Annotated in this window: 24 protein-coding genes; 9 read left to right on the plus strand and 15 right to left on the minus strand. The window is 73.2% G+C overall.

The window, feature by feature from the left end:
• Positions 1-110: 110 nt before the first annotated feature.
• The 3 genes from AC07F3_RS21245 to sigE form a co-directional block, all read right to left on the minus strand.
• Positions 111-2,114, minus strand: coding sequence for a S1C family serine protease (locus tag AC07F3_RS21245; RefSeq protein ID WP_479116028.1), 2,004 nt, complete (start codon positions 2,112-2,114; stop codon positions 111-113).
• A 90-nt stretch (positions 2,115-2,204) separates the two neighbouring features.
• Positions 2,205-3,197 carry an anti-sigma factor family protein gene (locus tag AC07F3_RS21250; protein ID WP_479116029.1) on the minus strand — a complete coding sequence of 331 codons (993 nt, stop codon included), beginning with the start codon at positions 3,195-3,197 and terminating at the stop codon, positions 2,205-2,207.
• Entirely contained in the window at positions 3,194-3,970 is a 777-nt protein-coding gene (gene sigE, locus AC07F3_RS21255; RefSeq protein ID WP_479116030.1) for an RNA polymerase sigma factor SigE, read from the minus strand. The genes AC07F3_RS21250 and sigE overlap by 4 nt, the downstream gene beginning before the upstream one ends.
• Before the next feature lie 163 nt (positions 3,971-4,133).
• On the opposite strand from sigE, the gene AC07F3_RS21260 reads away from it, so the two are divergent.
• Positions 4,134-4,799 (plus strand): O-methyltransferase, encoded by a 666-nt coding sequence (locus AC07F3_RS21260; protein WP_114038909.1) that lies wholly within the window; start codon positions 4,134-4,136, stop codon positions 4,797-4,799.
• A gap of 156 nt (positions 4,800-4,955) precedes the next feature.
• Here AC07F3_RS21260 and AC07F3_RS21265 read toward each other — a convergent pair whose 3' ends face one another.
• Complete coding sequence (locus AC07F3_RS21265) at positions 4,956-5,123, minus strand: DUF3117 domain-containing protein (RefSeq protein WP_003966491.1); 168 nt, start codon at positions 5,121-5,123, stop codon at positions 4,956-4,958.
• A 319-nt stretch (positions 5,124-5,442) separates the two neighbouring features.
• On the opposite strand from AC07F3_RS21265, the gene chcB reads away from it, so the two are divergent.
• Complete coding sequence (gene chcB, locus AC07F3_RS21270) at positions 5,443-6,243, plus strand: 2-cyclohexenylcarbonyl CoA isomerase (RefSeq protein ID WP_479116031.1); 801 nt, start codon at positions 5,443-5,445, stop codon at positions 6,241-6,243.
• Between the two features lie 32 nt (positions 6,244-6,275).
• Here chcB and AC07F3_RS21275 read toward each other — a convergent pair whose 3' ends face one another.
• On the minus strand, positions 6,276-6,851 hold the full coding sequence (locus tag AC07F3_RS21275; protein WP_479116032.1) for a DNA-3-methyladenine glycosylase I: 576 nt from the start codon (positions 6,849-6,851) through the stop codon (positions 6,276-6,278).
• Positions 6,848-7,258: a cell division protein DivIVA gene (locus AC07F3_RS21280; RefSeq protein WP_479116033.1), complete on the minus strand. Its 411-nt coding sequence runs from the start codon at positions 7,256-7,258 to the stop codon at positions 6,848-6,850. Before AC07F3_RS21280 ends, AC07F3_RS21275 begins: the two co-directional genes overlap by 4 nt.
• A gap of 112 nt (positions 7,259-7,370) precedes the next feature.
• Here AC07F3_RS21280 and folP point away from each other — a divergent pair, with 112 nt between their 5' ends.
• Positions 7,371-8,255: a dihydropteroate synthase gene (gene folP / locus AC07F3_RS21285; protein ID WP_479116034.1), complete on the plus strand. Its 885-nt coding sequence runs from the start codon at positions 7,371-7,373 to the stop codon at positions 8,253-8,255.
• A gap of 7 nt (positions 8,256-8,262) precedes the next feature.
• Here the strand turns inward: folP and AC07F3_RS21290 are convergent, their stop codons facing one another.
• The gene (locus tag AC07F3_RS21290; RefSeq protein WP_479116035.1) at positions 8,263-9,024 is read right to left on the minus strand and encodes an LOG family protein; all 762 of its coding nucleotides are present in this window, start codon (positions 9,022-9,024) and stop codon (positions 8,263-8,265) included.
• A gap of 146 nt (positions 9,025-9,170) precedes the next feature.
• Positions 9,171-10,250: a succinyl-diaminopimelate desuccinylase gene (gene dapE / locus AC07F3_RS21295; protein ID WP_479116036.1), complete on the minus strand. Its 1,080-nt coding sequence runs from the start codon at positions 10,248-10,250 to the stop codon at positions 9,171-9,173.
• 49 nt (positions 10,251-10,299) lie between these two features.
• Between dapE and AC07F3_RS21300 the strand changes: the two genes are divergently transcribed.
• The gene (locus AC07F3_RS21300) at positions 10,300-11,268 is read left to right on the plus strand and encodes a VldE C-terminal domain-containing protein (RefSeq protein ID WP_479116271.1); all 969 of its coding nucleotides are present in this window, start codon (positions 10,300-10,302) and stop codon (positions 11,266-11,268) included.
• A gap of 302 nt (positions 11,269-11,570) precedes the next feature.
• A complete protein-coding gene (locus tag AC07F3_RS21305; protein ID WP_479116037.1) occupies positions 11,571-12,023 on the plus strand; it encodes an ATP-binding protein in 453 nt (150 codons plus the stop codon).
• An 86-nt stretch (positions 12,024-12,109) separates the two neighbouring features.
• Here AC07F3_RS21305 and dapC read toward each other — a convergent pair whose 3' ends face one another.
• Together dapC and fdxA are read right to left on the minus strand one after the other, a co-directional pair.
• A complete protein-coding gene (gene dapC / locus AC07F3_RS21310) occupies positions 12,110-13,207 on the minus strand; it encodes a succinyldiaminopimelate transaminase (protein ID WP_479116038.1) in 1,098 nt (365 codons plus the stop codon).
• A gap of 106 nt (positions 13,208-13,313) precedes the next feature.
• The gene (fdxA, locus tag AC07F3_RS21315) at positions 13,314-13,634 is read right to left on the minus strand and encodes a ferredoxin (protein ID WP_018845645.1); all 321 of its coding nucleotides are present in this window, start codon (positions 13,632-13,634) and stop codon (positions 13,314-13,316) included.
• A gap of 141 nt (positions 13,635-13,775) precedes the next feature.
• Between fdxA and AC07F3_RS21320 the strand changes: the two genes are divergently transcribed.
• The 4 genes from AC07F3_RS21320 to AC07F3_RS21335 all read left to right on the plus strand — a co-directional run bounded on the left by AC07F3_RS21320 (position 13,776) and on the right by AC07F3_RS21335 (position 16,946).
• Positions 13,776-14,771, plus strand: a complete 996-nt coding sequence (locus AC07F3_RS21320) for a GNAT family N-acetyltransferase (protein ID WP_479116039.1) — start codon at positions 13,776-13,778, stop codon at positions 14,769-14,771.
• 17 nt (positions 14,772-14,788) lie between these two features.
• Positions 14,789-15,619, plus strand: coding sequence for a transglutaminase-like and tetratricopeptide repeat-containing protein (locus tag AC07F3_RS21325; protein WP_479116040.1), 831 nt, complete (start codon positions 14,789-14,791; stop codon positions 15,617-15,619).
• 32 nt (positions 15,620-15,651) lie between these two features.
• Positions 15,652-16,302 carry a C39 family peptidase gene (locus AC07F3_RS21330; RefSeq protein ID WP_479116041.1) on the plus strand — a complete coding sequence of 217 codons (651 nt, stop codon included), beginning with the start codon at positions 15,652-15,654 and terminating at the stop codon, positions 16,300-16,302.
• A gap of 152 nt (positions 16,303-16,454) precedes the next feature.
• The gene (locus AC07F3_RS21335; protein ID WP_479116042.1) at positions 16,455-16,946 is read left to right on the plus strand and encodes a hypothetical protein; all 492 of its coding nucleotides are present in this window, start codon (positions 16,455-16,457) and stop codon (positions 16,944-16,946) included.
• A gap of 61 nt (positions 16,947-17,007) precedes the next feature.
• Here the strand turns inward: AC07F3_RS21335 and AC07F3_RS21340 are convergent, their stop codons facing one another.
• The 5 genes from AC07F3_RS21340 to AC07F3_RS21360 all read right to left on the minus strand — a co-directional run bounded on the left by AC07F3_RS21340 (position 17,008) and on the right by AC07F3_RS21360 (position 22,790).
• Positions 17,008-17,646, minus strand: a complete 639-nt coding sequence (locus AC07F3_RS21340) for a response regulator (RefSeq protein WP_479116043.1) — start codon at positions 17,644-17,646, stop codon at positions 17,008-17,010.
• Between the two features lie 63 nt (positions 17,647-17,709).
• Positions 17,710-18,906: a sensor histidine kinase gene (locus tag AC07F3_RS21345; protein WP_479116272.1), complete on the minus strand. Its 1,197-nt coding sequence runs from the start codon at positions 18,904-18,906 to the stop codon at positions 17,710-17,712.
• Positions 18,907-18,911: 5 nt separating this feature from the next.
• Positions 18,912-19,652, minus strand: coding sequence for an ABC transporter permease (locus tag AC07F3_RS21350; RefSeq protein WP_479116044.1), 741 nt, complete (start codon positions 19,650-19,652; stop codon positions 18,912-18,914).
• On the minus strand, positions 19,649-20,584 hold the full coding sequence (locus tag AC07F3_RS21355; RefSeq protein ID WP_469835178.1) for an ABC transporter ATP-binding protein: 936 nt from the start codon (positions 20,582-20,584) through the stop codon (positions 19,649-19,651). The genes AC07F3_RS21350 and AC07F3_RS21355 overlap by 4 nt, the downstream gene beginning before the upstream one ends.
• A 142-nt stretch (positions 20,585-20,726) precedes the next feature.
• Complete coding sequence (locus AC07F3_RS21360) at positions 20,727-22,790, minus strand: peptidoglycan binding domain-containing protein (RefSeq protein ID WP_479116045.1); 2,064 nt, start codon at positions 22,788-22,790, stop codon at positions 20,727-20,729.
• Positions 22,791-22,828 lie beyond the last annotated feature (38 nt).

Below are 22,828 nucleotides of genomic sequence, written 5' to 3' on the forward strand. Positions count from 1 at the left end.
CGCTCCACGGTACCCGGCCGAACTGTCGCGGCGGTACCCGCGGGGTGACCTTTGGGCATCGGTACGGGGCCGCTGGGGCCGCCGGTCCCGCGCGGCCCCGGACCGGGCGGTCAGGACGCGGAGCCGAGCGTCAGCGTGAGGTCCTGCTGCTTGCCGTCCCGCTGCACGGTCAGCTTGAGCTGGTCGCCCGGGCGGTGGGCGCGGATCTTCACTATCAACTCCTCGCCGCTGTGCACCCGCTGGCCGTCCACCTTGGTGATCACGTCCTGCGGTTTGACGCCCGCCTTGGCGCCGGGCCCGTCGGGCGTGACGGACGGCTTGCCGTCGCTCGCCTTGTCGCCGACGCGGGCGCCGTCGCCGGTGAACTTCATGTCGAGCGTGACACCGATCACCGGGTGGGTGGCCCTGCCCGTGTTGATCAGCTCCTCGGCGACCCGCTTGGCCTGGTTGACCGGTATGGCGAAGCCCAGGCCGATCGAGCCCGCCTGGCCGCCGCCGCCCTCCGCGCTGCCGCTCCCGGCCGACCTGATGGCGCTGTTGATCCCGATGACGCGGGCCTTGGAGTCGACGAGCGGGCCGCCGGAGTTGCCCGGGTTTATGGGGGCGTCGGTCTGGAGCGCGTCGACATAGCTGACGTCGCTGCCGTCACCGCTCTCGCCCCCGGCGGTGATCGGGCGCTCCTTGGCGCTGATGATGCCCGAGGTCACCGTGTTGGAGAGGTCGAAGGGCGCGCCGATGGCCACCACCGGATCGCCGACCAGGACGTTGTCCGAGTTGCCGAGCGGCAGCGGCTTCATGCCCGAGACCCCGTCGACCTTGACGACGGCGAGGTCGTACCCGCTGTCCCGGCCGACCACCTGCGCGGGCGCGCTCTCGCCCCCGCTGAAGGTCACCGAGATCTTCCCCGAGCTCCCGGCGGGCTGGACGACGTGGTTGTTGGTCAGGATGTGCCCGGCGTTGTCGAGGACGAAGCCGGTGCCGGTGCCGGACTCGGTGGACCCGGTGACGTGGATGGTGACCACGCTCGGCAGCGCGCTCGCGGCGATCCCGGCGACGCTGTCCGGCGCCCGGCCCAGCGGCTCCTTGCCGGCCTGCGGCAACCGTACGTCGGTGATGCCGCCGTTGCGCTCGACGTACGCGCCCACGCCACCGCCGATCCCCCCGGCGACCAGGGCGAGCAGCACAGCGCCGACCAGCAGCGCGCCGCGCCGCCACTTCCTCGGCTCAGGCTGCCCGGGCCTGCTGAGCGGCTCACCGGGCGCGCTCCAGGGGTCGTACTGCAACCACTGGGAGGCGGGCGGCCCCGCGGGGGCGGGAGGCGCGGCGTACGAGGCCTGCGGCGCGGGCGCGGGCGCGTCGGCGGCCTGCGGGGCCGCGTAGCCGGGCTGCTGGGGCAGCGGGGTGCCGCCCGGCGGCGTCGGCACCGGCCGCTGCACGGGAGGCGCGGGCGCCCAGGGCCCCGGCCCACCGTAGGGAGGTGTGCCGTAGGGATCGGGGGCGTGCAGGGGCCCCGGCCTGGGAACGCCGGAAGCAGCGGCCGGGGCGGTGCCGTGCTCCGGCCGTATGCCCTCCGCTTCGGCGACAGGACCCGTGCCCTGGACGGACGGGGCCGCCTCCGGGGACGCGGGACGCGCGTCGTCGACCGGCCCGGCGTCCTGCGCCAGCGGAGCTGCCTCCGGGGACGCGGGGTGCACCTCGGCCCCGGGCTGCGGCGACACCGGGGGCGCGTCGGCGACCGGCCCGAAGTCCTGCGCCGACAAGGCCGACTCCTGATGCGCGGGGTGCGCATCAGCGGGTAGGGCCGACTGCGGCGACACCGGGGATGCCGGGCGCGCGTCGGTGACCGGCCCGGCGTCCTGCGCCGACGAGGCCGACTCCTGATGCGCGGGGTGCGCCCCGGCGGGCGGGGTCGGCTGCGGCGGCACCGGGGGCGTCTCGGCCGCCGTGGTCGGCTGCGGCGCTCCGGCGGGCGGGGTCGGCGGGGCCAAGTCGTAGGTTTCGTCCGGGAGTTCGGCGGGTGGGGCCGTCGGCGCGGGTCCGGTGTCGCTGGGGCGGCCTGCCTGCGGACGGCTCCACCACTTGGGCTTCGGCCCGGTGGGCTTCTGCTCGTTCATGCTCTCCCCGCAACTGGCTGCCCTGCGTGCTCCCATGAGCACCCCTCCCCCGGATTCAACCAGGTCGCCGGAGGCGGCGGCAGGGCGCGGTCAGCGTCGGGCCGTCAGCGGGAGCCCGGACGCCACCGGAGCCGCCGACCGCACCGGCGCCTTCGGGATCACGGAGGGGACGACGGCGAACACCGCGGCCGTGAGGTCCGTCGTGGTGAGCGGGAGCGTCGCCACGGCGGGGCGTATCAACGGGGGCAGGGACGAGCCGTTCAGGCGGGCGGCCGGAAAGGCGCCGCCCAGCGGCTGGACGGGCCCGTTCTGCGCGGGCATCCCGCCCAGGCCGCGCGGGCCCGGCGAGACCGGAGCCGTGGGCGCCGTGGGCTGGGCGGCCATGGCCGAAAGGAATCCGGCCGCGGCGCCACCGCGGCGCCGGTCCTCGGCCGAACTGCCGCTCGGCGCAGGGCTGTTGGACCGCAGCGGAACCACGTTGCTGCCCCCGCTCGCGGCCCGGGCTCCGGACGTCGAGCTCAGCGGCAGGGTGCCGCCCAGCGCGATCGCGGCCAAGGACACGGCGCTCGCTGCGGCGAACGCGAATCTGCGGCCCCGCCACCCCGGGCCCGGGCGGTCCTGCTCGGACCGGCCCACCTCGTGGATGCGGAAGCCGCCGCCGAGCCCGTCGGGCAGCACAGCGGCATGGGAACCGACCGGGACGTAGCCGAAGCCGCCCGAGCGGGGAACGCGCGGGTCCCGGGGGCCGCCCGCACTGGGGGTCAGCACCCCGAATCCTTCGAAGAACCCGTCGGCCTGGCGCCCCCCGCCGAACGGTCCCCCGGAGCCGTCGTCGTCACCCCCGGTACCGGCGGGCAACCCCTGGAGCCGGGCCAGGAAGCCCTCCGAGGGCGGCGGCGGGGCCGCCTGGGCGAAGACGTTCTTCAGGTTGCGCTGGGCGTCGGCCTCCGCCTTGCACTTGGCGCAGGTCGCCAGATGGGACAGGACACGCTCGCGGGCGTCGTGGTTCAGCTCACCGTCGACCAGGGCGGCGAGCCGGTCCCCGAGGTGCTGCTCCGCCGGGGTGGGACTCGAACCACTCACGCCATCCCCTCTCCGGCCACCCCGAGCGCTCCCGGCGCCACCCCCGCGAGGGCGCGCTGCTGCTCGGCGCGGGCCTCGGGCGAACGGTGCTGGAGGGCCTTGCGCAGATGCGAACGGCCGCGGTGGATCCGGCTGCGGACGGTGCCGAGCTTCACTCCGAGAGTGGCCGCGATCTCCTCGTAGGAGAGGCCCTCGATGTCGCAGAGGACGACGGCGGCGCGGAACTCGGGAGCCAGCGTGTCGAGCGCCTGCTGCACGTCGGCATCGAAGTGGGCGTCGTTGAAGACCTGTTGGGGGTTGGGCTCGCGGCTGGGCAGCCGCTCCGCCGCGTCGTCGCCCAGCGCGTCGAAGCGGATGCGCTGGCGGCGGCGGACCATGTCCAGGAAGAGGTTGGTGGTGATGCGGTGCAGCCAGCCCTCGAAGGTGCCCGGCGTGTACGTCGACAGGGAGCGGAAGACGCGGACGAAGACCTCCTGGGTGAGGTCCTCGGCATCGTGCTGGTTTCCCGTCAGGCGGTAGGCGAGGCGGTAGACCCGGCCGCTGTGCGTGCTGACGATCTCCTCCCACGAAGGGGGAGTCCACGCCTGGGAATCCGCGTCGGCGAAGGTCGCGGTGGTAGCGGAGCTGGTAGCGCGGGAACGGTCAGCAATGTTGGTCACGGATTTCGGCTCACCCGCCGACCTGAGAAGACGCCGCAGCACTCCTCCCCGATCCACAGGCGCAGCCGCACCTCCCCTGTCGGCTCTGGTGGTGTCCAGTGGAGCCCCTACCATAGCCACCTCGCCCGTTAGCTCCGGATAAGAATCTTTACGTGCATTTGGGACCGGCTTCCGGCCCTCTTCCCCGAACTCGCCCATGTGCTCCCCCGCTGTCCCCTGGCCTCCTTAACGCGCGGTCCCATCTGCGGGTTCCCGACTCCAGCGGATACAGTCACCGTTGCGCCAACCAAGGGGACAGGAGAGGGCCATTACCGCCAACCGGCAGACGAGCTGGGCGTTCGCCGACGCCTTTGTCGCCGAGGACGACGCGCTGCGCTGGGCCCGTGACCGGGCCCGGGAGGCAGGCCTGCGTTCGGTGTCCCCGGGGACAGGCGCCGCGCTGCGGCTGCTCGCTGCCACGGCGGACGCGAAGGCGGTCGCGGAGATCGGCACCGGAACCGGCGTCTCCGGCATCTACCTGCTGCAAGGGCTGCGCCCGGACGGCGTGTTGACCACCGTCGACCCGGAGCCCGACCGCCAGCAGTTCGCCAAGCAGGCGTTCCGCGCCGCGGGTTTCGCGGCCAACCGGGCGCGGTTCATCCCCGGCCCCGCCCTGGACGTCCTGCCCCGGCTCGCGGACGGCGGGTACGACCTGGTCTTCTGCGACGGCGACCGCATGGAGTCCCTCGACGTGCTCGCTGAATCGTTGCGCCTGCTGCGGCCCGGCGGAATCGTCTGCTTCGAGGGTGTCTTCGCGGACGGCCGCACGGTCGACTCGGGGGTGCAGCCGGCCGAGGTGCTGCGGCTGCGCGAACTGCTGCGCGCGGTGCGCGAGAGCACGGAGCTGGTGGAGTCCCTGCTGCCGGTGGGCGACGGACTGCTCTGCGCGGTGCGCCGCGGCTGAGGGCCGCCGCCGCACGATCGTCGCCCGAGCCGACCGGCCGCCCTCAGGGGGACGCCGCCGCCGGACGGCCCGCACACACGACACCGCCCCGGCACGGCATGCACACAGGTGCATACCGAACCGGGGCGGTGAAGAGTCTGGGTCGGACCCGCTGAGTCAGCCGACGACCTTCTTCAGGGCATCGCCCAGGGCATCGGCCTCGTCCGGAGTCAGCTCGACGACAAGCCGACCGCCGCCTTCGAGCGGAACGCGCATGACAATGCCCCGCCCCTCCTTGGTCACCTCGAGCGGGCCGTCGCCCGTCCGCGGCTTCATGGCCGCCATGCTCGTTCCCCTTCCTGAAACCAGCTCATCGTCAGCCGACGGCCCCCGGGATTGGGCACGCGTCACGGCATCGAACACATTGCTTCCAGGTCATTATCCCGCATCGCAGGACCCGATGACCAACATCGGTCCGCATCGCTTGGGCAACGCGCTCGATCAAAACCACTCAATTCGGGGATCCGCCTGCGATACTTCGCCGCCGCGGGTTCCTCCCGGTAGCCGGATTGTTTGACGCAGGTCACATGCCCACCGCCGGTGATCTCCGCCATGCTGAGCGGACACGACGATCGAGAAGCATCCGCGACGGAGGGGATCCCACATGGCGGACACCGTGCTGTACGAGGTCAGCGACGGGCTCGCGACCATCACGATCAACCGGCCCGAGGCCATGAACGCCATGGACACGCAGGCCAAGGTCGCGCTCCGCGAGGCGGTGCGCTCCGCGGCCGGGGACCCGGCGGTACGGGCCGTGCTGCTCACCGCGACGGGCCGGGCGTTCTGCGTCGGGCAGGACCTCAAGGAGCACGTGGAGTCGCTGGCGGCGGACCGCGAGACGGGCTCCGGTCAGACGATGAGCACGGTGCGGGAGCACTACAACCCGATCCTGAAGGCGCTCACCGAGATGCCCAAGCCCGTGGTGGCCGGCGTCAACGGGGTGGCCGCGGGCGCCGGGCTCGGGTTCGCGCTGGCCGCGGACTACCGGGTGGTGGCGGACACGGCGGCGTTCAACACGTCGTTCGCCGGGGTGGCCCTGACCGCCGACTCGGGCGTCTCGTGGACGCTGCCGCGGCTGATCGGCCAGTCCCGCGCCGCCGACCTGCTGCTGTTCCCGCGCTCGATCTCCGCCCAGGAGGCGTACGAGATCGGGCTGGTCAACAAGGTCGTACCGGCCGCCGAGCTGGCCGCCGAGGCCCTCGCGGTGGCCCGGACCCTCGCCGCGGGCCCGACCGTGGCGTACGGCGCGCTCAAGGAGTCGCTGGCCTACGGCGCGGGGCACACCCTCGCCGAGGCGCTGGAGAAGGAGGACGAGCTCCAGACCAGGGCGGGCGCCTCCGAGGACCACGCCATCGCGGTGGCCGCCTTCCTCGCCAAGGAGAAGCCGACGTACGTCGGCCGCTGAGCGGGCGGGGCGGCCGCGGGAGAGCCCGGCTCTCAGGCGCCGCCCCGCGCCACGCAGTCCACGAGGTGGTCGTCGACCAGGCCGCACGCCTGCATCAGGGCGTACGCCGTCGTCGGGCCGACGAAGCGCAGGCCGCGCTTCTTCAGGGCCTTGGACAGGGCCGTCGACTCGTCGGTGACGGCCGGGACGTCGGAGAGGGTGCGGGGCGCCGGGCGGGCCGCCGGGGCGTACGACCAGATGAGCGCGTCGAGCTCGCCGGGCGACCAGGTGGCGAGCGCCTGGGCGTTGGCGACCGTCGCCTCGATCTTGAGCCGGTTGCGGATGATGCCCACGTCGCCGAGCAGCCGCTCCTTGTCGGCGTCGGTGAACTCCGCCACCGCCGCGATCCTGAAGCCCGCGAAGGCCCGCCGGAAGCCCTCGCGGCGGCGCAGGATCGTGATCCAGGAGAGCCCCGACTGGAAGGCCTCCAGGCAGAGCCGTTCGTACAGCGCGTCGTCGCCGTGCACCGGGCGGCCCCACTCGGTGTCGTGGTACGCCACGTACTCCTCGGCGGACAGGCCCCAGGGGCAGCGCAGCCGGCCGTCGGGGCCGGGGATCGCGCCGCTCATCGCCGGGGCTCCTCGTCGGTCGGCCCGGCCGCGGGGCCGGATGTGCCGAGCCCCTGCTGGACTTCGGGCCCGGTCGTGATCCGCTCCGTGGACGCCGCGCGGTCCCGGCTCGCCGCGACCGCCGCCGCCTGGAGCTCCGCGATCCGCGCGTCCCGCTCGGCGAGCTCCGCGCCGAGTCTGCTCAGCACGTCGTCGACGTCGGCCATCCGGTAGCCCCGCAGCACCACCGGGATGCGCAGCGCCTCCACGTCGGCCCGGGCCACCGGGCGGTGCTCGGGCAGCGGGTCCACCAGGTGCTCCGGCTCGGTGTCCGGCAGCACCGCGCCGTCGTCACCACCTCCGCCCACCACGGCGAGGGTCACGGCGGCGACCACGACGACCATCGCGATCAGCAAGAACCAGAACACGAGCGAGCCTCTTCCCGACGCCGGAAACTGTTCGGGACCGATCGTGCCATGCGGCACTGACAGTTAGGGTCGCAGGCGGACAACGGCCGACCCACAGCAAAGGACACAGGGGATGCACAGCGGAACGGACCGCGGCACGCTGCGGCTTGGCCGACGCGAATTCACCGCGCACGAGCCGGTGATCATGGCCATCGTGAACCGGACCCCCGACTCCTTCTACGACCAGGGGGCCACGTTCCACGACGAGCCCGCGCTCGCCCGCGTGGAGCAGGCGGTCGCCGAGGGCGCGGCCATCATCGACATCGGCGGGGTCAAGGCGGGCCCCGGCGAGGAGGTCACGGCCGAGGAGGAGGCCCGGCGCACGGTCGGCTTCGTGGCCGAGGTCCGCAAGCGGTTCCCGGACGTCGTCATCAGCGTGGACACCTGGCGGCACGACGTGGGCGCGGCGGTCTGCGAGGCCGGCGCGGACGTCCTCAACGACGCGTGGGGCGGCTTCGATCCGAAGCTCGCCGAGGTGGCGGCGCGGTACGGCGCCGGTCTGGTGTGCACCCACGCGGGCGGCGTCGAGCCCCGCACCCGGCCGCACCGGATCGCGTACGACGACGTGATGGCGGACATCCTGCGGGTCACCGTGGGGCTCGCCGAGCGGGCCGTGGAGCTGGGCGTGCGGCCCGACGGGATCATGATCGACCCCGGGCACGACTTCGGGAAGAACACGCGGCACAGCCTGGAGGCGACGCGGCGCCTGGAGGAGATGACCGGCACCGGGTGGCCGGTCCTGGTCTCGCTGTCCAACAAGGACTTCGTGGGCGAGACCCTCGACCGGCCGGTGAAGGAGCGCGTCATCGGGACGCTGGCGACGACGGCGGTCTCCGCGTGGCTGGGTGCGCGGGTGTACCGCGTCCACGAGGTGGCCGAGACCCGTCAGGTCCTCGACATGGTGGCGTCCATCGCGGGCCACCGTCCCCCGGCGGTGGCCCGCCGGGGACTCGCCTAGGGCGCGCTCAGTGCCCGGTCTCCTTGGTGACCAGGGCGACCGCCTCGTCCACGTCGTCGGTGACGTGGAAGAGCAGGAGGTCGCCCTCGGAGGCCTTGCCCTGGGCGATCACCGTGTCGCGCAGCCAGTCCACGAGGCCGCCCCAGTACTCGCTGCCGAACAGCACGATCGGGAAGCGGGTGACCTTGCGGGTCTGGACCAGCGTCAGGGCCTCGAACAGCTCGTCCAGGGTGCCGAGGCCGCCCGGCAGCACGACGAAGCCCTGGGCGTACTTGACGAACATGGTCTTGCGCACGAAGAAGTACCGGAAGTTGATCCCGATGTCGACGTGCGGGTTGAGCCCCTGCTCGAAGGGGAGCTCGATGCCGAGGCCGACGGAGATGCCGTTGCCCTCCCGCGCGCCCCGGTTCGCGGCCTCCATGGCGCCCGGGCCGCCGCCGGTGATCACCGCGAAGCCCGCGTCGACCAGGGCCCGGCCGATCCGGACGCCCGCCTCGTACTCGGGTGAGCCCGCCGGGGTGCGGGCCGAGCCGAACACGCTGATGGCGCTGGGCAGTTCGGCGAGCGCGCCGAAGCCCTCGACGAACTCCGACTGGATGCGCATGACCCGCCAGGGGTCGGTGTGCACCCACTGCGAGTCGCCCTCGGTGTCGAGGAGGCGCTGGTCGGTGGTGCCGGGCTGGACCTGATCGCGGCGGCGCAGCACCGGTCCGAGCCGCTGTTCCAGCCGCTGCTCCGCCGGAAACGGGGTTCCCTCGGGGTTGGCCATACCGTGCTCCCTCCGCTGACGATGTTGCGCGTGCTCCGCCAGGGTAGGTCGGCGAACATTACGAATGGCGGAATTCAGGCAGGCCACCCCGCTACCGAAGCCTTGAATGAAGGAATGGAGGGCGGCCGGCCGGAAGAGGACCGGGCTCAGTCGGTCAGCCAGGCCCGCAGCCGCGTCTCGCACCGCGTGATCCGCTCGACGACGACGTGTTCGTCCCGCTTGTGGGCCAGGAGCGCGTCGCCGGGGCCGTAGTTGACGGCGGGGATGCCGAGGTCGCCGAAGCGCGAGACGTCGGTCCAGCCGAACTTGGGCCGCGCGGTGCCGCCGACCGCCGCCATGAAGGCCGCGGCGGCCGGGTGCGAGAGCCCGGGCAGCGCGGCCCCCGAGTGGTCGTCGACGACGAACTCGGCGATGTCGCAGTCAGCGAAGACCTCGCGGACGTGGGCGACGGCCTCCTCGGCGGTGCGGTCGGGCGCGTAGCGGTAGTTGACGACGACCGTGCACGCGTCCGGGATCACGTTGCCGGCCACGCCCCCCTCGACGCGTACGGCGTTGAGGCCCTCGTGGTACTCCAGGCCGTCGATCACCGGGCGGCGCGGCTCGTAGGAGGCCAGCTTCGCGAGGATGGGCGCGGCCGCGTGGATGGCGTTGGAGCCCATCCAGCTGCGCGCGGAGTGGGCGCGCTCGCCGCTGGTCCTCAGCAGCACCCGCAGGGTGCCCTGGCAGCCGCCCTCGACCTCGGTGTCGGAGGGTTCGAGCAGCACCGCGAAGTCGCCCGCGAGCCACTCGGGGTGGGCCTCGGCGACCTTGCCCAGGCCGTTGAGGTGGGCCGCGACCTCCTCGTTGTCGTAGAACACGAAGGTCAGGTCCCGGTTGGGGGCGGTCACGGTCTGCGCGATCCGCAGCTGCACCGCCACGCCCGACTTCATGTCACTCGTCCCGCAGCCCCACAGCACGCCGTCGCCGTCGAGCCGGGAGGGCACGTTGTCGGCGATCGGCACGGTGTCGATGTGGCCGGCCAGGATGATCCGCTCGGCCCGGCCCAGGTTCGTGCGCGCCACCACGTTGTTGCCGTGGCGGTCGACGGTGAGGTGGGCCAGCTTGCGCAGTTCGCGCTCGATGGCGTCCGCCAGCGGCTCCTCCTCGCCGCTCACGGAGGCGAAGTCGACGAGCTGGGCGGTCAGCGAGGGCGCGTCCGCGGTGAGGTCCAGGGTGCTATCGGCCATGGCCCCGACCCTAACGCCCCCGCTGAGGGTCCCTTCGCGCTCCAGTACGGTGGGCACCGTGTCCGAGCCCATCGACCTCCCGCGCCCCTCCCGACGCGGCCGCCTCCTCCGGATCGGGGCGGCCCTCGCCGTGCTGCTCGCGCTCGCCGGATATCTGGTGGTGCAGTACGTGAGCGGCGGTCCCGGTGCGCCCAGATGCGTGGCGGGGTCGGGCGACGCCTCCTTCCGGATGAGTCCGGAGCAGGCGGAGAACGCGGCGACGATCAGCGCCGTCGGCATCGCGCACGGCATGCCCGAGCGGGCGGTGACGATCGCGCTGGCCACCGCGCTCCAGGAGTCGGGCCTGCGCAACCTGAACCACGGCGACCGGGACTCGCTCGGCCTGTTCCAGCAGCGGCCCTCGCAGGGCTGGGGCACCGCCGAGCAGATCATGGATCCGGTCTACTCGGCCGGGAAGTTCTACAAGCACCTGGCCGAGGTCCCGGGCTACTCGCGGCTCCCGCTGACCGTGGCCGCGCAGAAGGTGCAGCGCAGCGGCTTCCCGCAGGCGTACGCCAAGCACGAGCCGGACGCGGCGGTCCTGACGGCCTCGCTGACCGGCCGCGATTCCGCCTCGCTGACCTGCACGGTGGCCAAGAACGTCCAGCCGGGCGACCCGGCGCAGGTCCGGGAGGGCCTGACGAAGGCGTTCGGCGAGGGCGTGGTGCCCGCCGAGCAGCCGCCCGGCGCGGGCCACGAGGTCGCCGTGCCGGTGCGCGTCACCGAGGGCACGGCCGCGGCGGGCGCCGACCGGGAGCAGCGCGGCTGGGCGCTGGCGCACTGGGCGGTGGCCCGGGCCTCCTCGCTGCACATCGCGCAGGTCTCGTACGCGGGCCGGGTCTGGAGCGCGGACGACTCGGCCAAGGGCTGGTCCAGGCCCCCCGCTTCCGCCGCCGTCCCCGCCTCCACCGGGCGGGGTCCGGGCGCCGGATCCGCGAGCGACGGTACGCAAGAGGTACGAATCACCCTCGCGCCGTAACCGGCCGCCCGTTCGGCCGGGCACTCGACCGGGGTACCCCGCCTCCCCTGGCGCACCCCTTTCGCACCCGCGTCCGGACGTCGATCCGAAGAATCGTCAACCCCCTTGGAAACAAAGGGATCTGACGGGTCGTCATGCAATTCGGCGCGCGATCATTTGCCCGTTTTTATCCAGAGTAGATAATGCGACGCATTGCAAACTCTTTACACCGGCCCACCGCAACCTCTCCTCCCCTCACGGCGGTTGTCACAGCGTCCGAACGCCGGACAGCGACACATTTCCAACCCGTCTGAAGGAGCATCATGTCCCTCCCCCTGACCCGTCGGATCGCCCGCGCCGCGCTGCTCATCGCGGCAGGTGCAGCGCCCGTGGTCGGTGCGGCCGGCTCCGCAAGCGCCGTGGAACTCCCCCAGGCCGCGCCGAACCTCGGCGGCTTCACCCAGATGGACCCCAGCTCGGTCAGCAACGCCGTCGACGGGGTGACCCAGAAGGCCACCGGCCTGGCGGGCGACACCGGGGCGGCCACCGTCAAGAAGGCCGTGCCGGCGGCGGGCAAGACGGTCGGACAGGCGGGCAAGGTGGCCACCCCGGCCGCGCAGAAGGCGGCCGGTGACGCGGCGGGCAGCGCGGGCGACATCCTCGGTTCGACCGCCCAGACCGCCACCCGGGGCGGCCTGCCGACCGGCGGCCTGCCCACCCAGGGTCTGCCGAGCACCGACCAGCTCCCGCTGAAGGGCCTGCCGATCGGTGGCTGACCGAGGGCGCAGGTGATGCGAAGGGGCCCGGGGAGTACAGCCTCCCCGGGCCCCTTCCGCGTGCGCGGACGCCTGCCTCGCGCGGGCTACTGCCCGAGCCGCTTGACGGCCGCCTCGACGCGCTCGTCGGTCGCCGTGAACGCGACCCGTACGAACCGCTCGCCCGCCTCGCCGTAGAAGTCCCCGGGCGCCACCAGGATGCCCAGTTCGGCCAGGCTCGCCACGGTCTCCCAGCAGCCCTCGTCGCGGGTCGCCCACAGGTAGAGGCTGGCCTCGCTGTGCTCGATGCGGAAGCCGCGCTTCTCCAGGGCCTCGCGCAGCGCGGACCGCCGCGCCGCGTACCGCGCCCGCTGCTCCTGCACGTGCGCGTCGTCGCCCAGCGCGGCCACGACGGCCGCCTGCACGGGGGCCGCGGTCATCATGCCGCCGTGCTTGCGGATCTGGAGCAGCTCGCCGAGCACGCCCGCGTCGCCGGCGATGAACGCGGCCCGGTAGCCGGCCAGGTTCGAGCGCTTGGACAGCGAGTGGACGGCGACGAGGCCCTCGAAGGTGCCGCCGCACACGTCCGGGTGCAGCACCGAGACCGGCTCGGCCTCCCAGCCCAGCTCCAGGTAGCACTCGTCGGAGAAGACCAGCACGCCGTGCTCGCGGGCCCACGCCACGATCCGTACGAGCTCGTCCTTGGCGAGGACCCGGCCGGTCGGGTTGGACGGCGAGTTGAGCCAGAGCAGCTTCAGGTTCGTGGGGTCGAGCTCGGTCGGGTCGTCGTAGACGACCGGCTCCGCGCCGCACAGCCGCGCGCCGACCTCGTAGGTCGGGTAGGCCAGCCGCGGGTAGGCCACCTGGTCTCCGGCGCCCAGGCCGAGCTGGGTGGGCAGCCAGGCCACCAGCTCCTTGGAGCCCATCACGGGCAGGATGTTCGTGTGCTCGACCGAGCGCGCCCCGAGCCGCTTCTCCAGCCACCCCTTGATCGCGTCGCGCAGCGCGGGCGTGCCCCACACCGTGGGATAGCCCGGCGAGTCCGCCGCCCCCTTCAGGGCCTCCTGGACGAGCTCGGGGACCGGGTCGACGGGCGTGCCGACGGAGAGGTCCACGATGCCGTCCGGGTGGGCCGCGGCCGTCGCCTTGTACGGCTCCAGCTTGTCCCAGGGGAAGACGGGAAGGCGCGAGGAGACTGCGCTCACGAAGGGGGCTCACTTTCTCGTACGTACGGTGCTGCGGGAGCGCCGGACCGGGAAACACCGCGGCCCCGTACGGCAGCTGAGCCGTACGGGGACCGGGGAAGCGCGATCAGCCGTTCTGCGGCGGCAGCGCTGCGATGAAGGGGTGGTCCCGCTCGATCAGGCCGAGCTTGGACGCGCCACCGGGCGAACCGAGCTCGTCGAAGAACTCCACGTTCGCCTTGTAGTAGTCCTTCCACTCGTCCGGGGTGTCGTCCTCGTAGAAGATCGCCTCGACCGGGCACACCGGCTCGCAGGCGCCACAGTCGACGCATTCATCCGGGTGGATGTACAAGGACCGGGAGCCCTCGTAGATGCAGTCGACCGGGCACTCTTCGATACACGCCTTGTCCTTGACGTCGACACAAGGCTGCGCGATGACGTAGGTCACGCTGTCGTTCCTCCTCGATAGGGCGCGGCGGGCCGATCTGCGGCTCCGTCCACGTGGCGCGCGGGAGCGCGGCGTCGTCGATGCCCGCGCCTAGTATCTCCGGTTCGGGGCACGATCCGAACAGGAGGGGCGGAGAGACCTGTGGAATTCACCACCGGCGGACGGCTTGAGGTCCGAATCACGGCTGCGGATACGGGCAAACGCGTATCAGTCCGGCGCCTGAGCTCCAGTGGAACTCCAGGCTCCCTGTTCTCGGACACGGTCGGCGTCCTCACATCCTGGGACGACGGTGTGTTGTCGATCACACGAAAGAGCGGTGAGACGGTCCGCATCGACGAGTCCACGCTGGTGGCCGGCAAGGTCGTCCCGGCCGCCCCGGCCCGCCGCCGCGGCCCGGCCGCCTCCTTCGAGGAACTCGCGCCCGTCCTCGCGCGCGCCTGGCAGCCGGTGGAGAGCGAACGGCTCGGCGGATGGACCCTGCGCGCGGCGGGCGGCTTCACCCGCCGGGCGAACTCGGTCCTGCCGCTGGGCGACCCGGGCCTGCCCCTGCCGGACGCCCTCGGCCGGGTGCGCGCCTGGTACGCGGCCCGCGGCCTGCCCGCCTACATCCAGGCCGCGACGGGCGCGGCGGACACCCAGGAACGGCTCTGCGCCGATCTCGACCGGGCGGGCTGGGAGCGCGAGGTGAGCGCCGAGGTACGGATCGCCGGGCTCGCGCCCATCGCCGACCTCGACGCCGACGTGTCCCGGGTCCGCCTGGACCGCGCGGTCGACGAGGCGTGGCTGAGCCGCTACCAGCGCTCGGAGACCCCGGGCGAACACGTGCTGAGGGTCCTGGGCAGCGGCCCCTCGGTGTGGTTCGCCTCGGTGCCCGGCGACGGGCCGGTGCCCGCGGCGATCGGCCGGTGCGTGGTCGACGGCCGCTGGGCGGGCTTCATGGCGGTCGAGGTGGACCCGGCCCGGCGCCGCCAGGGCCTCGCGACGGCCGTGATGACCGCGCTGGCCCGCCGGGCCCTGGACGAGGGCGCCTCGGCGGCCTGGCTCCAGGTGGAGGCGGACAACGAGGGAGCCCGCGCGCTCTACGAGGGCCAGGGCTTCGCGACGCACCACAGCTACCACCACTTCCGGTCCCACTGACCGGGTACGAGGCCGACATGGATCCGGAAGTCACCGACTGGCGGCAGGAGTTCGCCGACGAGGCCCGCTCGGAGCGCCCCGACGTGGCGACGCTCTGCCTGCTCCTGGGAGCGGTGGCCGACCCCGCGCTCGGGCGGCGGGGCATCGACGCCGCCCACATCGAGCTGGACCGCCTGGCCGGGCTCCTCCCCTTCGGCCTCACCGGCTCCCGCGCCTGGGCCCTGGCGACGGCCGAACTGCTCGGTAGCGCCTGCGGCTTCCGGGGCAGCCCGGCCGACTACCAGCGCCTGGAGTCGTCCCTGCTGCCCGAGGTGCTGCGGCGCCGGCGGGGCCTGCCGATCCTGCTGTCGGTCGTCTGGATCGAGGTGGCGCGCCGGGCCGGGGCCCCGGTGTACGGAGTGGCCCTGCCCGGCCACTTCGTGGTGGGCTTCGGCCCGCACCGCGACCGGGTGCTCGCCGACCCCTTCGACGGGGGCCGGCTGCTGACCGGCGCCGACGCGGAGCTCCTGGTGGCCGGGGCGACCGGCGCACCGCTGGAGGAGTCGATGCTGAGCCCGGCCGCCCCGCTGGACATCGTGGTGCGCGTCCTGAACAACATCCGCGCCTGGGCGGCCGCCCGCCCCGAGCGCAGCGACGTCGCCCTGTGGGCCGTGGAGCTCGCCCTGCTGCTCCCCTCGCATCCGGCCCGGCTGCGCTTCGAGCGGGCCCAACTCCTGGTCCAGCGCGGCGACTTCCTGACCGGCGCCGCCGAACTCGACCAGTACGCGGACGTGGTGGAGGCGGTGGAGCCGGCCACCGCGGAATCGATCCGGCGCCGGGCGCGAGCGGCCCGGGCGATGCTGAACTGATCCGGTGTCCGGGCCCGCCTAGGGTTCCTGTCATGAGCGAGACCCACCGGCCGTCGGCCGTCCACCCCGTCCCGTACCACGCCCAATGGGCCTCCCCCGAGCTGGTGGAGGCGATCGTCCGCGGCTCGCTCGACGCGGCCGAGGACCCGCTGTGGCGCAAGTACGGGGCCGAGACCCCCGAGGAGTACGCCTGGTGGTCGTGGCGGCTGTGCGGGGTGGCCTGCCTGCGGATGGCGCTGGAGTACTGGCAGGGCTCGGCCCCCACGGCGATGGAGCTCGCGGCGGAGTGCGTGGCGGCCGGGGCGTACGTCCGCCGCGGCGACGGCCTGGACGGCCTGATCTACGCCCCGTTCGCGCACTACGCCCACGAACGGTGGGGCCTGCGGGCCGCGGCCAGACCGCACCTGCCCCTCGCCGAGCTCCCCAGGCTGATCGCGTCCGGGCACCTGCTGATGCTGTCCGTCCACCCCTCGATCCGCGAACTCGCCCCCGCTCCGGAGCGCCGGGGCGGTCATCTGGTCCTGGCGGTGGGGGCGACCGAGGAGGCGCTGGTCTTCCACAACCCGTCCGGCTTCCAGGGCCGCTCGCAGGAGTTCGCCCGCATCGGGTGGGCGGACCTGGAGCGGTTCTACGCGGGGCGGGGCGTCGCCCTGGGCCCGGGAACGGGGCGTCCCGGACACTGAAGCGGCCACATCCGGCCAATCCCCGCCCCGGCCCGGAAAACCCTGCCGGAACGGCGAGCAGCCGTCACAATCTGTTGACGCGCCCTCAACAGGCCGTACGAGACGGCCTGTTGAGGGCGCCACCATGTCGGCCCACCTCGCCAGGAGTCGCCTTGTCCCGTCCGAGACCCATAGCCGCCCGTCTCGCCACCGCCCTGCTCCTCCCCCTCCTCGCCACCCTCGGCCTGGCCGCCCCGGCCGGCGCCGACCCCGCGCGGGCCGACCTCTCCGTGACCCTGGACGCCTCCCCCAAGGGGCTCGGCATCAACGCGGCCACCTTCACCGCGAGCGTCACCAACAACGGCCCCGCGGCCGTCAGCGCCGCGCGCGTGTGGTTCAGCTACCCGGCCGGGTTCACCGCGCCCTCCGCGTCCGGCTGCACCCTCGACCGGACGAACCGGACCGCGGTCTGCGCGCTGGGCGCGATCCCGTCCGGCGCCACCGTCACGCGGAAACTGACGCTGCACGCCGGGCTCCTGACGATGAGCGGCAGCCTCCCGGTCACGGCCGCCCTGGTCGACCTGACCCCCGCCGACCCGGACCCGGGCAACAACTCCGCGGTCCACGTCTGCTCGGCCCTGACCCTGCTCCTGGTGAGCTGCTGAGCCCCGCCCCACCAAGCGACGCAAACCCCGCGGTCAGGTCGTGGATCACGGGGTTCCGCGACTACAGCCACCCCTTCTCGCGGGCGATGCGGACCGCCTCCGCCCGGTTGCGGGCGGCCAGCTTCTGGATCGCCATGGAGAGGTAGTTGCGGACCGTGCCCTGGGAGAGGCAGAGGGCCGCGGCCAGTTCGGCGTTGGTCGCGCCGTCCTGCGCCGCCCGCAGCACGTCGCGCTCGCGCTCGGTCAGCGGGTTCGCCCCCTCGGCGAGGGCGGCGGCGGCCAGCGTCGGGTCGATGACCCGCTCACCCGCGAGCACCTTGCGCACCGCCGTGGCCAGTTGGGCCGCCGGCGCGTCCTTCACGAGGAACGCGTCCGCGCCCGACTCCATGGCGCTGCGCAGATATCCGGGCCGCCCGAAGGTCGTCAGGATCACGATCTTCACGTCCGGCAGCTCGCGGTGCAGCCGCGCCGCCGCCTCGATGCCGGTCATGCCCGGCATCTCGATGTCGAGCAGCGCCACGTCCACCGCGTGGGCGCGGGCCGCCGCGAGCACCTCGTCCCCCCGGGCCGCCTGCGCCACCACCTCCATGTCCGGCTCCAGGCCGAGCAGGGCGGCGAGGGCCTCGCGGACCATGGACTGGTCCTCGGCGAGGAGAATCCTCAGCCGCCGTTGTGGGGACTCCCCCGCAAGTTCACTCATGCGTCAAGAGTATGCAGCGCCACGCCCTGTCCAAAAACCGTCGTACGACGCCGTTCTCGCTGGTCAGAGGCCGAGACCGCTCCCATCCCGGCCGGGCGCGCCCTCAGGTGGCAGCGGGATGCGGGCGGTCAGCGCGAAGCCCTTGCGCCCGGCGTCGGTCTCCAGGACCCCGGACACCTTCTCCAGGCGCTCCGCGAGCCCCGTCAGGCCGTTGCCCGCGACCGGGGCCGGAGCGCCGGGGCGGGTCGTTCCGTCGTCCTGGACCCGCAGTTCGAGGAAGCGGCCGTCCAGGGTCTGGCGTTCGCCGACGGTGACCGTGCAGTGCCGGGCGCCGCTGTGCCGTACGACGTTGGTGGCGGCCTCGCGCAGGACCCAGGCGAGCACCTCCTCCTCCGCTGCGGGCAGCCCCTCGGGCACCTCGGACGGCACGTCCACCTGGATGCCCGCGGCGCTCAACGCGGTGCGGGCGCCCGCGAGTTCGGCGGGCAGCGTGGCCCTGCGGTAGCCGCTCACGGCGGCCCGCACGTCGACCAGGGCCTGTCGGCTCACCTGCTCGATGTCGGCCACCTGCCGCGCCGCCTGGTCGGGATGGCCCGGCAGCATCCGCCCGGCCAGCTCGCTCTTCAGCGTGATGAGGGACAGGGAGTGGCCGAGCAGGTCGTGCAGATCGCGGGCCATCCTCAACCGCTCCTCGTTCGCGGCCAGTTGGGCCACGGTGGCTCGGGCCTCGCGCAGCTCCACCGAGGTACGGATCAGATGGCGTACGCCGGTCATGGCGAAGCCGCCCAGGAACGCGGGGATGACCAGGCCCGGCACGACGTCGCCGACGTGGGTGACGCGGACCCCGATCAGGGTCATGGTGGCGGTCGACGCCAGGATCGCCCAACTCGCCAGCGCCATCGGCAGCGTGGCCCCGCACGAGACGGACACGTACACGAAGAGCACCAGCCACGATGAGCCGAGGGTCAGCGAGAGCGAGACCGCCAGCGCCGCCTGGAAGCCCAGCAGGCCGTAGACCGTGGTGGTGGCCAGGGGCCGGGCCGTGTGGCGCAGGACCAGGGCCAGGTAGACGCTCACGAAGCTCGCCAGGCCGAGCCAGCCGAGCACCGTGGGCACGGTGGTGTGGTGGCCGTCGAGCAGGTCGCCGACGGGGGCGCCCATGAAGGCCAGCCAGATACCGACCCACATCAGCTTCTGCAGCATCTGGCGGCGCGTCTCGGGACTCATCCCGATCCGCGCCGCCGGGTGCCCCTGGTTCACGGGACTCACGCCTTCAGGGTGTCCTTCCGGTACAGCCATGCCGCGCCGCCCGCGAAGAGCAGGAAGTAGACGACGAGGATGGCGAGGTCCTTGCCGTGCGGGGCGTCGCCCAGCTCGATGGCCTGTCCCAGGGCAGCGTACGCGTGCGTGGGCAGCCACTCCGCGATGTTCTGCAGCCACTGCGGGAAGACGGTGCTGGGCATCCACAGGCCGCCCAGGATCGACATGCCGAAGTAGATGATCATCGTGATCGGGCGGACCGCGTCACCGCTGGCGATGTAGCCGATCGCGACGCCGAGGGCCGCGAAGCAGAGCGAACCCGCCCAGATGGCGACGGTCAGCGCACCCCACTGCCAGGCCTCGAACCGCACGCCCTTGGTGACGGCCGCGACGAGGAAGACCACCACGATGCACGGCAGGGTCACCACGGCCGCGCTGGCGATCTTCGCCAGGACGTAGCCGCGGCCCGGCAGGGTGGTCAGGCGCAGCTGGCGCACCCAGCCCTTCTCGCGCTCCTTGGCGATCTTCTCGCTGTTGCCCATGAGGACGGCGGTGATCGCGCCGAAGGAGGCCATCGAGACCATGTACAGGGCGGGGAAGGTGAGGTCGGTGCCCTTGACCTTGTCCGTGCTGTTCTGCGAGGCCGCGAAGAGCAGGTAGAGCGCCGAGGGGTAGATCACCGAGAAGAACATGAACTTCTTGTTCCGCAGGGTGCGGGTGATTTCGAGTTTGATCAGAGTGTTCATGCTGCGTTGGCCTCCTCGGCCGAGGTGATGGCGACGAAGGCCTGCTCCAGGCCGAGGCCCGCGACTTCGAGGTTGCGCGGGTAGAGGCCGAGCCCGTACACCGCGTGCATCGTGGCGTCGGCGTCGTGCGACTGGATGCGGACGGTGCGGCCCGAGATGTCGATGGTGGACAGGAAGGGCAGCTCGCGCAGGGCGGCCTCGTCGATCGTGCCCTCCAGGTCGAAGCTGACCCGGCGGGCGCCCGCCTTGGCCTTGATCTCGGCCGCGGTGCCGTCGGCGAGGAGCTTGCCCTTGTGCAGGACGAGCACCCGGTCGGCGATCGCGTCCGCCTCCTCCAGGTAGTGCGTGGCGAACAGGACCGTGCGCCCCTGGGCCGCCTGTTCGCGCATCGTCGCCCAGAACGCCTGGCGGGCGGTCACGTCCATGCCGGTGGTCGGCTCGTCGAGGACGATCAGGTCGTTGGCCCCCGCCGTGGCGAGCGCGAAGCGGACGCGCTGCTCCTGGCCGCCGGAGAGCTTGTTGACCCTGCGGTCGGCGATCTGCGTGATCCCCGCCCGGTCCATGACCTCGGCCACCGGGTACGGCTGGGGGTGCAGGTCGCAGCCGAGCTTGACGAGCTCGCGCACGGTGACGTCCTCCATCAGGCCGCCGCTCTGGAGCATCGCCCCGACCTTGCCCGCGTTGATGGCCTGCGAGGGCGTCATGCCGAAGAGGCTGACCGTGCCGGAGTCGGCGTTGCGCAGTCCGAGCAGCAGGTCGAGCGTGGAGGACTTGCCGGCGCCGTTGGGGCCGAGCAGGGCGACCGTCTCGCCGGGGTACAGCCGCAGCGACAGGTCGGCCACGGCACGGACGTCGCCGTAGCTCTTGTTCACGTTCTCGAAGCTCACCACGGACTGTGCGGTCCGCTCGGCGGGAGGGGCTGTCTGCGTCATGGGTCAAGACTCGCCCAGGGCCCCGGCACCCCGGCAGTGGCGTGCGTCGTGACTCCAGCATGACGTATGTCATGGGTGCGGGCATGACACCGCCCCCGGGCCACGAGGGGTGCGGGGGCGGTGGCGGACCGGCTCGACCGGGTCAGCTGGGGTTCAGGTCGATCGTGACCGTGCGCTCGGCGGGGGTCTTGCCGCGCAGCGCGGTCTGCATGGCGTGGGCCACGTCGTCGGCCGACACCTCGTGCTTCTGGCCGTCGCCCTTGGTGATCATGACGCCCTTGAAGGTGCTGCCGATCAGCTCGGTGATCGCCTTCTTGTCGTAGACCTCGACCAGCTTCCCGTCGATCGGCTTCATCGAGAGGATCTTGGGGAGCGACTTCGAGGGACCGAAGGGGAGCGACTTGCCGCCCGCCTTGATCGTGACGATCCCGGACATCGCGGGCTGCGCGAACTCCTTCATCGCCCGGTCGATCTCGGCCTGGCTGACGGTGGGCTGGCGGACCGACACCGGCAGCGACACCGGGTCCGCCTTGCCGGTCTGCACCATGGTCCGGTACGCGTCCTTGACCGAGATCATCGAGCGGTTCACGTCGAGCGACTTGCCCGCCTTGCCGGGCTCCGCGACCGCCTTGCCCGGTACGAACTTGATGGTGCCCTCGGTCGCCGAGCCCGACGCCCCGGCGAGGTCGGTCAGCGCGACGCCGAGCTTCTCCTCGTCGACCGGGATCACGGGTTCGGCGACCCGCTTGCCGCCGAAGAGCGAGCCGATGACGGACACCGGGTTGTAGTCGCTGCCCGCCGCCGCGCGCACGGTGGCCTGGCTGTCCAGCGAGAGGCCCGCGATCTCGGGCTTCAGCTGCTCCTGCTTGCCGTCGACCGTGAGGTGCAGCGGCTGGTTGGCGCGCTTGCCGAGCGTCTGGTCGAGCTTGGAGACGGCCGACTCCTTGGTGCCGCCGCCGATGTCGACGCCGAGGACGGTGGTGCCCTTGGGGACCTCGGAGTGGTTCAGGACGAGACCGGCGCCGTAGGCGACGCCGACCAGGACGATCAGGCCGCCGCCGAGCAGGGCCAGCTTGGAGCGGCCCTTCCTGGCGGGCTTGGCGGCCGCCGCGGGCGTGCTCGTGCGCTGGGGCGGGGCCGGGGCCTCGGCCTCGTCGGGGTCGGCGCCCGGCGGCGGCGTGAGCACCGGGCCGGCCGGACCGCCCGGGAACGACGCGCCCCGGTGCTCCGGCGGAACGACCGGGATGCCGCTGGTGAGGGTGTCGCCGGAGACGTGGCCGGCCGGGGCCGCCGGGTTGACGGCCGGGTTCGCCAGCGGGTTGCCCACGGAGTGGGTGAGCGGGCTCGGCGCCGGGGCCTGCGGAGTCAGGATCGCCGTGTCGTCCGACAGGACGGGCACCGGGCCCTGCCCGCCGGGGGCGAAGGGGTGACCGCCGCCCCGGGCCGGGTCCTGCCCGGGACGCGGAGCGTCGCCGAACCCCCCGTCGGCCCCCTGGCCCGGACCCTCGCCCGGGCCGCGGCCCGACTCGGGCCCCTGGACGGGGAGTTGACCGTGGGGCACGCCGAAGTCCGAGGTCTCCGCGGCACGGGCGCTCTGGCCGAGCCCGGCGCCCTGACCCATGCCCGTGCTCCGGCCGACGGGCCGCACGGGCAGCGCGACGTTCCCGGTGACGGGGCCGGTGGTCGGGCCGGAGGGCGGGCCCGGGGCCGCGTCCGGTCCGTTCGGGACGTCCGTGCGGCCGGAGCCGTTGACGCCCGGACCGTCGGAGAAGTACGGAAGGTCGGGCCGCGGGGTGCCGGCCGGCGGGGTCGCCGAAGGGGCGGGCGCCGCCGGGGACTTGCGCGGGGCGAACCAGTCGCTGGTGGGCCGCTCGTCGGCGGCCGGCTCCTCGGACTCCGCCTCGGGCGCCTCGGGCCTGGGCACCGAACCGGTGCGCTCGCCCGCGTCCGCCGCGTCCGCCGCCTTGGCGGTGTCGCTCATCGGCGTCCGCATCACGACCGGCGGGATGGGGCGCGAGCCGGGGATGTTGATCCGGATCCGCGTCGTCAGCGTGGTCTCGGTCTTCGGCTCGTCCGGCTCGGCGGCGGCTTCAGGAGCGTCCTGACCCGCGGACGACGGGGTTCCGTACGGCGGGGTGCCCGAGGGGTACCCGGCGGCACCCCGTCCCTGGCGGCCGGAGGACGAACTGTCAGTTTCACGACTCAAGGCTGGTTCTCTCCCGATTGGCTCCGCCACCCGGTCTC

It is taken from the genome of Streptomyces sp. NPDC045846, assembly GCF_056431605.1.